11 protein-coding genes are annotated in these 13840 nt (G+C 63.6%); 1 reads left to right on the top strand and 10 read right to left on the bottom strand.

Annotated features, from left to right (window positions below; translation table 11 throughout):
* Positions 1-15 precede the first annotated feature (15 nt).
* The 8 genes from PG731_RS00950 to PG731_RS00915 all read right to left on the bottom strand — a co-directional run bounded on the left by PG731_RS00950 (position 16) and on the right by PG731_RS00915 (position 9675).
* Positions 16-1434 carry an alpha/beta hydrolase fold domain-containing protein gene (locus PG731_RS00950; RefSeq protein ID WP_270771530.1) on the bottom strand — a complete coding sequence of 473 codons (1419 nt, stop codon included), beginning with the start codon at positions 1432-1434 and terminating at the stop codon, positions 16-18.
* Between the two features lie 80 nt (positions 1435-1514).
* Positions 1515-2192, bottom strand: a complete 678-nt coding sequence (locus PG731_RS00945; RefSeq protein ID WP_101628008.1) for an N-acetylmannosamine-6-phosphate 2-epimerase — start codon at positions 2190-2192, stop codon at positions 1515-1517.
* Positions 2193-2256: 64 nt separating this feature from the next.
* The gene (locus PG731_RS00940; protein WP_270771529.1) at positions 2257-3198 is read right to left on the bottom strand and encodes an ROK family protein; all 942 of its coding nucleotides are present in this window, start codon (positions 3196-3198) and stop codon (positions 2257-2259) included.
* Entirely contained in the window at positions 3195-4109 is a 915-nt protein-coding gene (locus tag PG731_RS00935; protein ID WP_270771528.1) for a dihydrodipicolinate synthase family protein, read from the bottom strand. Before PG731_RS00935 ends, PG731_RS00940 begins: the two co-directional genes overlap by 4 nt.
* The gene (locus tag PG731_RS00930) at positions 4106-4924 is read right to left on the bottom strand and encodes an ABC transporter ATP-binding protein (protein WP_270771671.1); all 819 of its coding nucleotides are present in this window, start codon (positions 4922-4924) and stop codon (positions 4106-4108) included. Before PG731_RS00930 ends, PG731_RS00935 begins: the two co-directional genes overlap by 4 nt.
* A complete protein-coding gene (locus tag PG731_RS00925) occupies positions 4924-6954 on the bottom strand; it encodes a dipeptide/oligopeptide/nickel ABC transporter permease/ATP-binding protein (RefSeq protein ID WP_270771669.1) in 2031 nt (676 codons plus the stop codon). The genes PG731_RS00930 and PG731_RS00925 overlap by 1 nt, the downstream gene beginning before the upstream one ends.
* A 2-nt stretch (positions 6955-6956) precedes the next feature.
* Positions 6957-7910, bottom strand: a complete 954-nt coding sequence (locus tag PG731_RS00920; RefSeq protein WP_101628012.1) for an ABC transporter permease — start codon at positions 7908-7910, stop codon at positions 6957-6959.
* 196 nt (positions 7911-8106) lie between these two features.
* On the bottom strand, positions 8107-9675 hold the full coding sequence (locus PG731_RS00915; protein ID WP_101628013.1) for an ABC transporter substrate-binding protein: 1569 nt from the start codon (positions 9673-9675) through the stop codon (positions 8107-8109).
* Between the two features lie 175 nt (positions 9676-9850).
* Between PG731_RS00915 and PG731_RS00910 the strand changes: the two genes are divergently transcribed.
* Positions 9851-10588 carry a FadR/GntR family transcriptional regulator gene (locus PG731_RS00910; protein ID WP_270771527.1) on the top strand — a complete coding sequence of 246 codons (738 nt, stop codon included), beginning with the start codon at positions 9851-9853 and terminating at the stop codon, positions 10586-10588.
* 607 nt (positions 10589-11195) lie between these two features.
* Here the strand turns inward: PG731_RS00910 and PG731_RS00905 are convergent.
* Both PG731_RS00905 and PG731_RS00900 read right to left on the bottom strand, forming a co-directional pair.
* The gene (locus PG731_RS00905; RefSeq protein ID WP_442952633.1) at positions 11196-11711 is read right to left on the bottom strand and encodes a ClbS/DfsB family four-helix bundle protein; all 516 of its coding nucleotides are present in this window, start codon (positions 11709-11711) and stop codon (positions 11196-11198) included.
* A 728-nt stretch (positions 11712-12439) separates the two neighbouring features.
* Positions 12440-13720 (bottom strand): hypothetical protein, encoded by a 1281-nt coding sequence (locus tag PG731_RS00900; RefSeq protein WP_270771525.1) that lies wholly within the window; start codon positions 13718-13720, stop codon positions 12440-12442.
* Between the last annotated feature and the right edge of the window lie 120 nt (positions 13721-13840).

Raw genomic sequence — 13840 nt, 5'->3', positions numbered from 1 at the left:
GCGGTGGCCCGGCTCTCAGGCTAGGGAGCCGGCCTCCTCTTTGAGGCAGAACTCGAAGAATGAGCGCATTTCGCCTTTCACTCTCTCCCAGATCTGGGTGCCCGGAACGGAGAGCCAACCGTGCGTCGTGCCCGGGAAGGAATGGAGTTCGACCTTGACACCCGCACGGGCGAGATCAAAAGCCCACTCCAGCGCCTCATCCCTCAAAGGATCCGCCGCGTTGACGAAGACCTGGATGGGCGGGAATTCGGCTGGCAGTTCGCGCACGGGAGGATGGATCTCCCAGGGCTTGGCGCCATCGCCGAGATAGGCCCGCCAGGAGTCGACGGCAAGTTGACGCGTCCACCCGGGTCCCTCGCGGTTTTCCCAGGTCGAGAGTGAGTCGAACGCCGGGTCCAAACAGGGCTCCAGCAGGATCGCCCCGCGGATCCGCTCAAGCTCGACCGAGCCGAGTCGGCGCAGCACCTGGTTCGCCATTCCCGAACCCGCAGAATCCCCATACAGGATGATCGGCGTATCCGGGTAGCGCTCGAATACGGCGCGGAGCGAGGCGAGCGTGTCCTCAAGCCCCGCCGGATGGGGGTGCTCGGGAGCGAGCGCGTACTCCGGGACGACGGTTGTCACTGCGAGATCCGAGCCCCCGAAAAGCGGGGGCGTGAAGGAGCGAAGGATATCGGCGCACCGCTGGTCCTCGAAACGAGCGCTCCCCATGACGTAGCCTCCGCCGTGGATGACGAAGAGGACCAGCCCGGTTCGCTTCCCCGCCGGGGTCATGATCCGGTTCTCGACACCCGCGAGTTCCTCGATGACGAACTCGCAATCGGCCGGAGGATCCATCGGGGGATTCATGCGCTCGCCGCGTTCGCGGGCGGTCGCGAGGTCCATGTGCGGGGCCTGGGGATTCGCCGCGATCAGCTCTTCGATCTCCGGGAGAATCCAGGGGTGCGCGATCTCGGCTTCTGCCGCGGAATCGAGGAGTTCGCGCAGGGTTACGGGCAGGGCGTCCTCGGCAATGAAGACCGCGGGCGCGCGCACTCCGGGGGCACCCTCCCCCTCCTCGCCCTGGGCGGAGCTAGGCACTGGACGGAGGGAGGCGCTAGCCTCCTCGTCGGTGAGGAACAGTGCCCGGCAGGATGAGGGCAACGCACGGGCGACCGCTGCTGCGAGGCGGGATCCAACTGTCCCCGCTCCGACGAGGACCGCAACGCCCATAGGGATACGGTGAAGCTGTTCGATCGCGAAGGCGAGGGCCACATCAGAGGCCACATCGGGGGCGGCCCCCGCAGACGGAGCGGGAATATCCGCGACGACGAGGCGCCAGGAATCAGCCAGCCCCTCGAGCGAATCGGCGAGGGCGAAGGCCCGCCCCGGGTCCGCGAAGGCGATGATCGCCCCTTTCTCAGGCTGGCCCGAGATGATCGCTCGGCTCCTCATTGCCTCTCCTTCTCTTTCCGGTACGCGCGTCGGGTCTGCGGGGAGCACGGATGCCACGCTCACCGCAGAGCATGCGGGATTCAGCGGTTCTCGATCGCCTTCGTGAACCAGGTAGTGATGCGGGTCGGGTGGGTGATCGCCGTCCCGACGATCACGGCGAAGGCCCCCGCGTCGAAGGCGGCTACGGCATCGGAAGGTGTGTGGACTCGGCCCTCGCAGATGACTGGCCGGTCCGGGAAGGCCGTCACGACCTCGGTCAGCAGTTCGATATCGGGACCCTCCGTCTGGGGGCGATCGCCCGTGTACCCGGCGAGTGTCGTCGAGAGGATGTCAGCGCCGGCATCGTAGGCGTTCTTCGCGTCCTCGTAGGAGCCGCAGTCCGCCATGACGAGGGCTCCTTCGGCGTGCATGGCAGCCGTCGTCTCGGCGAAGCTCAGGGCGTCGAGGCGCGGACGCGAAGTCGCGTCAATCGCGACGATGTCCGCTCCGGCCATCTGACAGGCCTTCGCATGGCGGAGCGAAGGCGTGATGTACACGCCCTCGTGTCCCTCCTTCCACAGGCCAATGACCGGGACCTCGACGCGGCCTTTGATGGCTGCGATGTCCGAGAGTCCCTGGCAGCGGATCGCAGCAGCCCCACCGATCTCGGCGGACCGGGCGATCTGTGCCATCGTTTCGGGGTTGCGCATCGGCTCGCCCGGGTAGGCCTGGACGGAGACAATGAGCTTCCCGCGCAGTCCTTCGATGATCGGATGCATATCGATGTTCCTTCTTTCACATGAGTCGCGCACATGAGTCGCGACGACGACGGATGGGGCGCCACTAGTCCTTGAGCGCGGAGCTGTGACGATTGAGGAAGTGGAGGACCGCCCCGAGGAGCGGGGCGTCACCGCCCAGTCTCCCAGGCACGATGCCGATATCGGCGACCCCGTTCATTGCCTGCTCGACGTAGCCCTTCTTGACGGCCTCCCACCAGAGCGGACCCGAACGCGTCATCGATCCCGACAAGACGATGAGGGAAGGATCGAGGCAGTTGGCGAGGGAGCCAAGGCACTCGCCGATTGCCCACCCAGATTCGGTGAAGCAGGCGTTCGCGAGTCCGTGCCCCGAATCGGCGAGCGCCTGAAGCTCCCGGCCATTCGTCGCTGCGGGGTCACCCGGGCCACGTCGGGACTCGTACCAGGCGGTGATGCCCGAACCGGAGCAGAATGCCTCGATATGACCCTCGCGACCGCAGGAGCAGGGCATCCCCGATCCGAGGTGATGATGGATGTGGCCAAAGTGACCGGCTAGGAAGTGATCGCCGAGGGCGGGCTCGCCGCCGACGATGAGCGCCCCGCCGATCCCCGTGCCGACCGCGAGCACGAGCACCGTCTCCTTGCCGCGCCCCGCGCCGAGACGTGCTTCGCCAAGCCCGTGGGCGTGGACATCGTTGAGGATCTCGACGGCGCTCACACCGCTCGTCTCACGCAGGATGCGCGCAAGCTCGGTACCGCCCCAGCCCGGCATCGTGTTTGTCGCCGACACGATCCGCCCCGTCTCGGAATCTACGACCCCCGCACTGGCGACGGCGATCCCCTCGATATCGGGGCGGGCGCCGAGGACGCGGGCCGTTTCAGCTCCGATCCGTCGGGCCACTGCGGCCCCGCCTTCGTGCGCAAGGGTCGCGATCTCCCCGCGCTCCTCGACGGCCAGGTCTTGCGCGTTAACGACCGCCCATGCGACCTTCGTGCCGCCGATGTCGAGGGCGAGGAGGGTGCTCACGAGTCCAGACCGACCTCGCGCAGAACTGTCTCGACCCACGCGTAGTTCTCACCCGCGAGTGCCTTGACCGGACGCGGCATCTCGTTGGAGTCGAAGACGCCGAGCGCCTTGAGAGCCGTCTTGAAGGCTCCGGCGCCCGCGCCAAAGCCCTGGATGCCCTTGACCTGGACGATACGCATGAGCTCCGCGAGACGGTCCTGTTCGGCGCGCACCGTGGCCCAGTCGCCCGCCCGGTAGGCGTTCCATTGGCGAACGTAAGCCGCCGGGTCGACGTTGCCCAGACCCGGGACGCAGCCGTCGGCGCCCGACATGTAGGCGCCATCGACAACGACCTCATGACCGGTGAGCAGGCTGAGCGGATGGCCGATCTTCTCGTTGGCCAGGGCAAGCCAGCGGAAGGCGACGTCATCGCCGGAGGAATCCTTGACGCCCTGGAGAACCCCCTCGGCACCGAGCTCAAGAAGCAGGGGGTTCGAGAGCTTCCAATGGACGCACACCGGAATGTCGTAGGCGAACAGGGGCAGGCTCGTCTCCTGGCGCAGGATCCGGAAGTGCTCGGCCACCTCGGTCTCGCCCTGCAGGGCGTAGAAGGGTGCGGTCGCCACGATCACATTCGCGCCGAGGGTCTCGGCGCGACGCATGTGCGCTAGAACGCGTTCGGTCTCCGTGTCGATGACGCCGGCCAGCACCGGGATTCTGCCATCGACAATGCGCAGGGCTTCCTCGAGAACCCGGTCACGGCGCTCGTCGCCCGAGAAGGCAACCTCGCCACTCGAACCGTTGACGAAGAGGCCGTGGATGCCCGCCGCGAGCATCCGCTCGATGTGGCGTTCGAGCGAGGGGAGGTCGAGAGTGCCGTCCTTGAGGGGGACGACGAGCGGGGGGACGACTCCCGTGATGGGGGTGTTCATGAGATTCCTTCAATTGTGGGGTGGAGGAGCGAGGGAGCGGCTCCGAGGAGGGTGCGGGTGTAGGGGTCACGCGGATTCGCGAGGAGCTCGGCGGCGGGGCCCTCTTCGACGACAACGCCGGCGTTCATGACTGCGATCCGATCCGAGATGTAGCGAACCGTCTGAATGTCATGGGAAATGAAGACCATCGCAAGGTCGAGCTCGCGCTTGAGATCCATGAGGAGGTTGAGCACTTGGGCGCGAACCGACACGTCGAGCGCGGAGGTCGGCTCATCAGCGATGATCGCGTCCGGGCCGACCGCGAGCGCCCGGGCGATTGCGACCCTCTGGCGCTGGCCGCCCGAGAGCTGACCGGGCAAGGTGTCGAGCGCCGAAGCGGGCAAGCCCACCATCGAGATGAGCTCGCGAACTCGCTTCATCCGCTCGGTCTCGGTACCGATCCTGTGAACACGCATCGGGTCAGCAAGCTGGTCGCGGACGACCATACGGGGGTTGAGGGCGGTCGCCGGGTCCTGGAAGACGACCGAGACGACCCGACCAATGCGCCTGCGTGACTCTGCGGTCCGCTTCGTCACCTCCTCACCCTTGAAGAAGACCTTGCCGGAGGTCGGGGCGACGAGGCCGCACATGACGTTTGCGGTCGTCGACTTGCCGCAGCCGGACTCGCCGACGATCCCGAGCGTCTGTCCCTTCTCGACGCGCATGGTCACGCCGCGCACGGCCTTGACCTGGTTCGGGCGGAACAGGGAGCCCGTTCTCGAGGCGAAGGTGACGTGGACGTCCTGGAGTTCGATGATCGGGGTGCTCTCGCTCATCATTCAGCCTCCTTCGCGCCAACGAGGGCGCCCGGTTCGGGCGGCAGGGCCGCATAGACGTGATCGGGTCCAACCTCGGTGAGAACCGGGCGGATGTCGAGGCCGTAGTCCGGGTGCGAGCTCCGCGGGGCGAAACGATCGCCCTTGGGGAAGTCTCTCGGCGAGGGGACAGAGCCCGGCACCTGGTGGAGCCTGCCCTTACCCGCTTCGATCGAGAGGACCGCACCGAGAAGGCCGCGCGTGTACTCGTGCGTCGGGTTCATGAGGAGTTCGGAGGTCGGCCCCTGCTCAACGACCTGGCCCGCGTACATTACCGTGATCGAGTGGGCGACCTCGGCGACGAGGGCAATGTCGTGGGAGACAAAGATCATCGCGAAGCCAAGCTTCTCGCGCAGGTCGTTGAGAAGAGCGATTACCTGCTTCTGGACGGTGACGTCGAGAGCCGTGGTCGGCTCATCGGCGATGATGAGCTTCGGGTCGCGGGTGAGGGCCATAGCGATGAGGACGCGCTGGCGCTGGCCACCCGAGAGCTCGTGCGGGTAGGACTCGAGGGTCCGCTTCGGGTCGAGGCCGACGAGTTCGAGGAGTTCTTCGGCGCTCCGGGTGCCGCCACGGCTGGTCAGCTGTTTCATCTGGGCTTTGATGAGCATGGCCGGGTTGAGAGAGGAGAGGGCGTCCTGGTAGATCATCGCCATCTCGTTGCCGAGAAGACCCTGGCGCTCCTCCGGCTTCATCTCTAGGAGGTTCCTCCCCTGGTAGAGGATCTCCCCCGCGAGCTTCGCCTTCGGGTTGATGAGCCCCATGATCGACAGGGCGGTGATCGACTTGCCACATCCAGATTCGCCGACGAGGCCCATCGTCTCGCCGGGCTTGACGGCGAAGGAGACGCGGTCGACGACGTCGACCTCCCCGTGGTTGGGGAAGCGGATGCTGAGGTTCTTCACCTCAAGGAGAGGTGCTGCCTCGGACGCCGGAGCGAAGCGGTCGTCACGCTTCTCCTCGATGCTCTCGAGCGCGTCGAGGCTGGCCTGGAGGGACTCGGCCTGCTCGGCGTGCGCGCGACGCGGATCGAGAAGGAGGCGGTCGGCCTCACGCTCGGAATCAGAGGAGACCTGGGCGACGGCCGGCCCCTTCGGGGCGGCGACCATGGCGTCGGTAATGCCCTCGGAGAGGATGTTGAGGCAGAGGACGGTCGCAGTGATAATCATGCCCGGGAAGAAGGCGGTCCACCACTTGCCGAGCATGACCGACAGGTTCGAGGAGGCTTCAGACAGGACGTTGCCCCAGGTCGGAACCATCGTCGCGGGCAGTCCTGAGCCGATGAAGGTCAGGGACGCCTCGAGGATGATCGCATCGGCGACGAGGACCGTCGCGAAGACGAGGACGGGGGCCGCGGTGTTGCGCATGACGTGCTTGACAAGGATCCAGGGCGCTTTCGCGCCCGAGACGATGACCGCGCGAACGTAGTCCTCGCCGTAGGCCGCTATGACGTTCGCCCTTACGATCCTCGCGAGTTGGGGGATGTAGACGAAGGCGATGGAGGCGATGATGACGACAACGAGGCCGACAGCATTACCCGAAGCCTGTAGCGTGCGACCGAAGACCAGAACCGTGACGGCAGCCATCGCGATGCCGGGGACAGCCATGATGACGTCAAGGATGCGCATGATGAGTTCGGAGAGCGACTTGCGCACGACTGCAGCGATCGAGCCGATGATCGCGCCGAAGAGGAGGGCGATGAGCATCGAGAACAAGCCGATCATCATCGAGTAACGCCCGCCGTACAGGACGCGCGCGAGGATGTCGCGACCGATGTGATCGGTGCCGAAGATGTGGGCGGCGCTCGGAGCCTCCCACTTCGTGAAGATCTCCTCAGGAGAGTAGGGGGAAATGACAGGCGCGAGGAAGGACACGAGGAGGATGAGGGCGAGGACGAGGATCGAGATCTTCGATCCGAGAGACATCGCCGAGATCCGCGTGAAGCGTGAGCCTGGGCGTGTGACCTTGTCGAGTTTAAGCTTCTGATTCATCATCACACCGATCGGATTCGCGGGTTAATGAGCAGGTAGAGCATGTCGACGATGATGTTGACGACGATGAACGCAATCGCGACGACGAGCGCCCCGCCTTGGACGAGGGTCACCCAGTTCTGCTGGATGCCTTTGAGGAGGACCGCCTTGCCCATGCCGTCAATCGAGAAGATGATCTCGATGACGACCGCGCCACCCATGAGGTAGCCGATTCTCAGTCCGAGGACGGTCACGGGGGTGATGAGGGCATTGCGCAGGACGTTACGGGCGACGACGATCCATTTCGGGATGCCAGCGCCGAGGGCGGTGCGAACGTAGTCGCGGTCCAGCTCTTCGACCATCGAGGTGCGCACGACCCGGGTCATCTGACCGACGACGGGGACGGCGAGGGCGATGGAGGGTAACAGCATGCGCAGGAACCAGCCGATGGGATCGTCGCTGAAGTGCGGGAGAGCACCGGAGACGGGGAGCATCTGGACAAAGGTCATGACGAGGAGGGCGGCGAGCCAGAAGGAGGGGGTACCGATCGCGATGACGGAGAAGACGCGGATCAGCTGGTCAGGCCAGGAGTCCCGGTAGAGGGCAGCGAGCACGCCGAGCGGGAAGGAGATGAGGATCGCGAAGAGCAGGCCGAGGAAGGTGAGCTGCATGGTGATCGGGAGCGCGGTGCCGATGAGGTCGGAAACCCGGTTTCCGGTGCCGACCCCGTATGTGCCGAGGTCCCCGTGGAGCATTCCGAGAAGGTAGTTGCCGTACTGGACGAGCAACGGGTCCTTGAGTCCATGCTCGATCCGGTAGGCCTCGAGGGCCTCGGGGCTCGCCGTTTCACCGAGCGCCGAATAGGCCGGGTCGATCGGTGAAAGCGACATGATGAAAAAGACGAGGGCGGAGACGCCGATAATCATGATCGGCAGGGCGAGCAGACGTCGCCCGATAAGTCTCAATAGATTGTTCACTGCTTCACTCCTGGAGACGGCACGGCTTCACTCCTGATTCGTTCGTCCCGCAACATGAAGGAGGGGCGGCGACGCGGGGCACACCGCCCCTCCTTCATGCATTCCGGTTGTCGTTCCGGCCGAGCACGTCCCTCATCGTGGCTCAGATCGTCTGGCGATCAGGAGCCGAGGGCGCGCCCCCCTGGCCGGGGTCAGCTCACTTGACCTTGACGTCGATGAGCTGAATGCCCGTCGCAGCGATCGACTTGAAGCCGTCGAGCTTCTCGCCGTTGTATGCGGTGAGCATGTTCTTGTGGAAGAGGGGGTAGACAACTGCCTGCTCGGCGAGGAGGTCCTGGGCCTCGCCCCACTTCTGCTTCGCGGCGTCACCGTCGAGCTGGAGCGCGTCTTTGAAGAGGGTCTGGAATGCCTGGAAGCTCTCCGGATCTGCCTGCTGCCAGAAGGTGCGCTTCTGGGTCCAGACGTTGTCGCCGTTCCACCACGAGAGGATGATGCCCGGATCGGCGCCGAAGACCGAGGGGTCGCCGGGGGCTAAGACGATGTCATAGGTCGGCTCGTCAACGTCGGTGACGTTCGCGTAAAGGTCCGCTGAGGCCATCGGTGAGTGGTTAACGGTGAGGCCGAGGGCTTCGAGGTCGGACTTGATCTGCGGGACGAGGTTGGTGATCCACGGGTGATCGGTCGTCACGAGGTTGACAGTAAGGCCGGAGACGCCCGCCTCGGCGAGGAGAGCCTTGGCGCCCTCGAGATCGTAGGAAAGCTGAGTCGTGGTCTTCTTGTAGGCCGGGTTCGACTCGGGGAGGAAGGAGGTTGCCTCAACGGCCTCGCCTTCCATACCGACCTCAATGAGCTTCTGCTTGTCGATTGCCTTGTGGATCGCTTGGCGGACCTTCGCGTCGTTGAAGGGGGCCTTCGTCATGTTGAACATGAGGAAGGGGTTGCCATAGCCGGGCACGGAGTCGACCGTCCAGCCAGCGGCCTTGAGCTGGTCGACCGCAGAGGCGGGAACCGCTTCCATGACATCGGTCGTGCCGTCGAGGGCGGCGGCGAGGCGCGCGGAATCATCCTTGAGGACGTGCCAGTGAAGAGTCTTGACGGTGGCCGGGTGTGCGCCGTTGTAGAACTCATTGGGCACCGCGGTGATCTCGGTCGGCGTGATCGACTCATACTTGTAGGGGCCTGTGCCGATCGGGTGCGCCTTGAGTTCGTCGTCGGTCATGGCGGTCGGGACGACCTTCATGTCCGCGAAGCGGGCGGCGAGGTTGGGGAAGGGATAGTTGAGTTCGACGGTGATCGTCTTGTCGTCCTTGGCGGTCACGGACTTCACGAAGTCGAAGAACTGGCCGTAGATCGAGCCTTCGGCGGTCGTGCGGCCGTAGGAGCTCAGGACGTCCTCGGTAGTGACGTCCATGCCGTCGGAGAACTTCGCACCGTCGCGGAGGGTGATCTCGTACTCAGTGTCGGAGACCGCAACCGGGTCGCCGCTCGCGAGGGCGGGGAAGGCCTTGTAGGTGGACATGTCGAGCTGGTAGAGGCCTTCGAGGACCTGGAGGTTCGATCCGACGGCGAGCGCCGAGGAGGTGATCGAACTGTAGTCGGTGGTCTCGTAGGCGACACCGGCGTTGATCTCGCCGCCGAGTTCGGTCGCAGGGGCGTCACCGCTGGCCATGGTATCTGTCGTGGATCCGCCGCCACAGGCGGCGAGTGTCAGTGCGGCCGTCGCCATGAGGGCGATGCCCCCGGCGTAGCGTTTTCCAATCCGCATAAGTTCTCTCCTCATCATCGAGTGTCGAACGGTCACGAGGGGATGTCTCGCTTCCGATAGAAAACGACTATATGTTGTCTGACAACTTTGCGCAAGCAGTTTTCTACCGAACGGGGGCCACACAATATATCAATTTGATAACGGCAGCTCCTGCCCTCGGGATTATGCGACTGATATGCTCTCAAAGGTGAAGAACTCGACGCCCGAAGACCCTTCAGCGAACCGCTCCGCGATGACGATGGATGCGATTAAGCGCTATATCCTTGCCCACGAGCTTCAAACCGGGGACCCTCTGCCCACCGAGGCGGAGCTCTGTGCGGATCTCGGTGTTTCGCGTTCCTCCGTGCGCGAGGCCATACGCAAACTCGATGCGCTCGACATCGTCCACTCCCGGCGGGGATCAGGAAGCTTCGTCGGCGCGATGTCCCTCGACCCGCTCGTCGAGACCCTCATCCTCCGCTCCGCCCTCGACGCCGGCGACGGCTACAAGTCCCTTGCCGAAGTCGTCGACATCCGCAAGGCGCTCGACCTCGGCATTGGCGTCGATCTCGTCAGGGCCATACGGGGAACGCGCAACCCTCAGCTCCGGCGTTGCGTCGCCAACATGCGCGAGCGCGCTGAGAAGGGCGAGAGCTACTACGAACAGGACATCAGCTTCCACCTCGGACTGCTAAACTACCTCAACAACAGGATCCTCAGTCAGCTCACTTCGGCCATGTGGCTCATCCACCGGACCGTCGGCCCCACCCTGCGCCAAGCCGAACGTGAAACCTCCATACTCACGGCCACAGCCCACGACGCGATCCTCGACGCCTGCGAGAAGGGCGACCTCGACGACTACTACGCCGCGGTCGAACTCCACTACGCCCCCCTGCGCGACCTCCTCGACCAGCCCGACCCGGCACGGACATAGCCCCGCACTCACCCGGTCCGACCCGGCACGGATATCACACGAGGACTTCCCACTGAATTCGCAGGGCAGACGAGGATTTGCGGATCCAATTCCGACGCAATCTCCGACTTGTCGCCACAGAGCCAAAAGGTGGGTTATAGGACAAAATGTGTTGCTCGAAGGTTAGTCCCAGTCGTTTCGGTAGGGGCTTGTTCGCTGGATGTCTCCAACGCGCAGATGTTGTGGCATTTGAGGGCGTCGGTGCCGACGATGCGCACATGGCCCACCCGGTTCCTGGACAAGCGTCTAGATGGGCTGGCTGATAAGCACGGACGGGTCGTCCTGTGCTGATGAGTGTCGAGCATGTTGAGTAGCTCGCGGTCGATACGCTGAAGTCAACGCTTGCGAACGCGACACACTGGTTCGGAGCGAAGATGGCTGAGCACTGTGGGCTGCCGAAATCAGCACTCGGGCAGATGGGGAAGACGTTCGGTCTGTCGATCAGCCGATCCAACTTTTCAGCCGTCCCAATGGAGGACCCTCATTGACCACATTGTCATCGGTAAAGACAAGATGGTTCATCTACATGAATACATGAACCGGGCACCGAAATCACCATGCCACTCGGCTAACAGTCTCCCAGTTTCTTCCACTTCCGAATTTTGGCGCGAAAAGTGGTAAACGGAGCCACCGTGTTGATATGAACCCATTTCCATACTGGCCACTGTGAGGGCGTAGACGACGCCCAGGCTCGCTGACCGGGCTCAAACAACTCCGAGTCAGTCATACCGCCCGTCATTTGAATTACTTCACCGAGCAGAATCCCGAACTGGTCAATCAAATCTTCAGGCGAGGCCTGTTCCCAGCGTCGATAAAACTGCTCATACAAGCCACCCAATTGATTCCACTTAAAACCAGGAGCCGGCGTCATCACCTGCTTGCCTGCTTGTTCCCCGTGCTCCCAACCAAGCAGCAGCTCCATCCAACCAAGCTGATATGCAACCATCTGCCGAGGCGTACGATCAACCCCATCAACCAGACGATCCCAACCGGCATCAGACACGTCCGTGAACTCAGCAATAAAAAGCTTGCCACACTTCATGATCTGAGCAGTCAGCTCGTCGCCCGACTTATAGGTTCTCACCATACCCCCTTGAGGCACACCCGCTAACGCGAACGCCAACTCATCAAATCCGACACCCTAGTGTAGCCACCTGTGGGAATCGAACCCTTGACCTATTTCATTACGGGTCGGGCAGAGGGTTCCACTCATTTTCGGCATCGCAACCACACTGGCTCTACCCTTCACTTTTCTTTCTACTCGTATTGCCAGCAACTACGGCAATGCTGGCCGCTATGGCACTGCCGGCAGTGATGGCAGTGCCAGCAATGCTTGTTTTTCAATAATTGGGCATGTTTGTCAGCGGTAATGGCTGAAACTTCAGTCATGCTCAAAACTGTTATTCCCTTTGAATAGCTCGCTCGACTATGGACTGTAGAGATGTCCTCACGCTCTCTATCAGTGAGGACGATTGATGAACGACTACGTGTCGTAGACCAATTCACTCGACGTGTTACACCTGCGAACAACAACGACGCGATGCCCTGGACGGCTGACTCCACTTCCCCAATCACCACAAACCCCACTCAGGCCTGCGACAACAAACCCCCCCCATCACACAATTAACCAATCACTCTGAACAGTACATCTAGTCCATTCATCTCAGGAGCAGTCGTTCCAAGAATGACGAACACGCACGTCACGCCCTACGGAACACCCACCTCGAAAGTCTCCCGCAAGACGTGTGGCCCCGATTCCGAAGAATCGGGGCCACACGTTCAAAGAGCGGGAGAGATCCGCTCAGATGTAACTCAGGCGCGCTTACGGGCGACCATGACGCCACCCGCGAGAGCGATGGCAGCAGCCGCGCCCACGAACGGGGCGAAGCTCGCACCGGTCTTGGCAAGCTTACCCTTAGCCTCCTTGCCCTTGGGAGCCTTCGCATCAGCAGCAGGCTTCGTGGTATCGGGGGTGACCGCCGGAGCATCGGGGGTGACCGCCGGAGCATCGGGGGTGACCGCCGGAGCATCGGGGGTGACCGCCGGAGCATCGGGGGTGACCGCCGGAGCATCGGGGGTGACCGCCGGAGCATCGGGGGTGACCGCCGGAGCATCGGGGGTGACCGCCGGAGCATCGGGGGTGACCGCCGGAGCATCGGGGGTGACCGCCGGAGCATCGGGGGTGACCGCCGGAGCATCGGGGGTGACCGCCGGAGCATCGGGGGTGACCGCCGGAGCATCGGGGGTGACCGCCGGAGCATCGGGGGTGACCGCCGGAGCATCGGGGGTGACCGCCGGAGCATCGGGGGTGACCGCCGGAGCATCGGGGGTGACCGCCGGAGCATCGGGGGTGACCGCCGGAGCATCGGGGGTGACCGCCGGAGCATCGGGGGTGACCGCCGGAGCATCGGGGGTGACCGCCGGAGCATCGGGGGTGACCGCCGGAGCATCGGGGGTGACCGCCGGAGCATCGGGGGTGACCGCCGGAGCATCGGGGGTGACCGCCGGAGCATCGGGGGTGACCGCCGGAGCATCGGGGGTGACCGCCGGAGCATCGGGGGTGACCGCCGGAGCATCGGGGGTGGCGTTAGAGCCAGCGCCAAGACGCGCCTGCGCGTCCGCGCACTTCACCATGTCGTAGTACTCAGTACCCTCAGTGCAGAACCAAGTGACATCGAGTTCGGCGTCCTTCTTCTCAAGATCCTTGATCTGTGCAGTGAGGTTAGCGCACTTCACCATGTCGTAGTACTCAGTACCCTCAGCACAGAAGTACTGGGCATCGAGCTTTTTATCTGCGAGATCAGCCTTCGTCTGGTCCGGGACCGGAGAGGCGACATCGGCAGGCGCGGCAGCAGCAGCCTTAGCGGCCTCAAGTGCCGCGTTCGCTTTGGCGAGAGTCGCCTCGGCATCCGCGCACTTCGCCATGTCGTAGTAGTCAGACTCCGTAGTGCAGAAGTAATCGACATCAAGCTGCGCGCTCTTCACCGCAGCCTCGGCATCCTTGACCGCATCCGCAGCGAGCGCCGCAGGCGTCGCACAGGCCATAGCGACCAGGCCAGCCGCAAGGGCTACGCCAAACTTCTTGACAAACATTCTTCCTCCAAGGACTTCAATTCACTGTATTCAACGAGATTTCGGGTTGGTTGGTCTGCGCTTTAGCACACGGATACTAAGCGCAACACCTCCAGTACGGGAGTCTTTCACTCCCCCCCC

The organism is Pauljensenia sp. OF14-1SRA, assembly GCF_027694595.1.
GTDB lineage: Bacteria > Actinomycetota > Actinomycetes > Actinomycetales > Actinomycetaceae > Pauljensenia > Pauljensenia turicensis_B.
The sequence above is the reverse complement of the archived record's forward strand: the minus strand, read 5'-3'. Positions and strand labels throughout refer to the sequence as shown.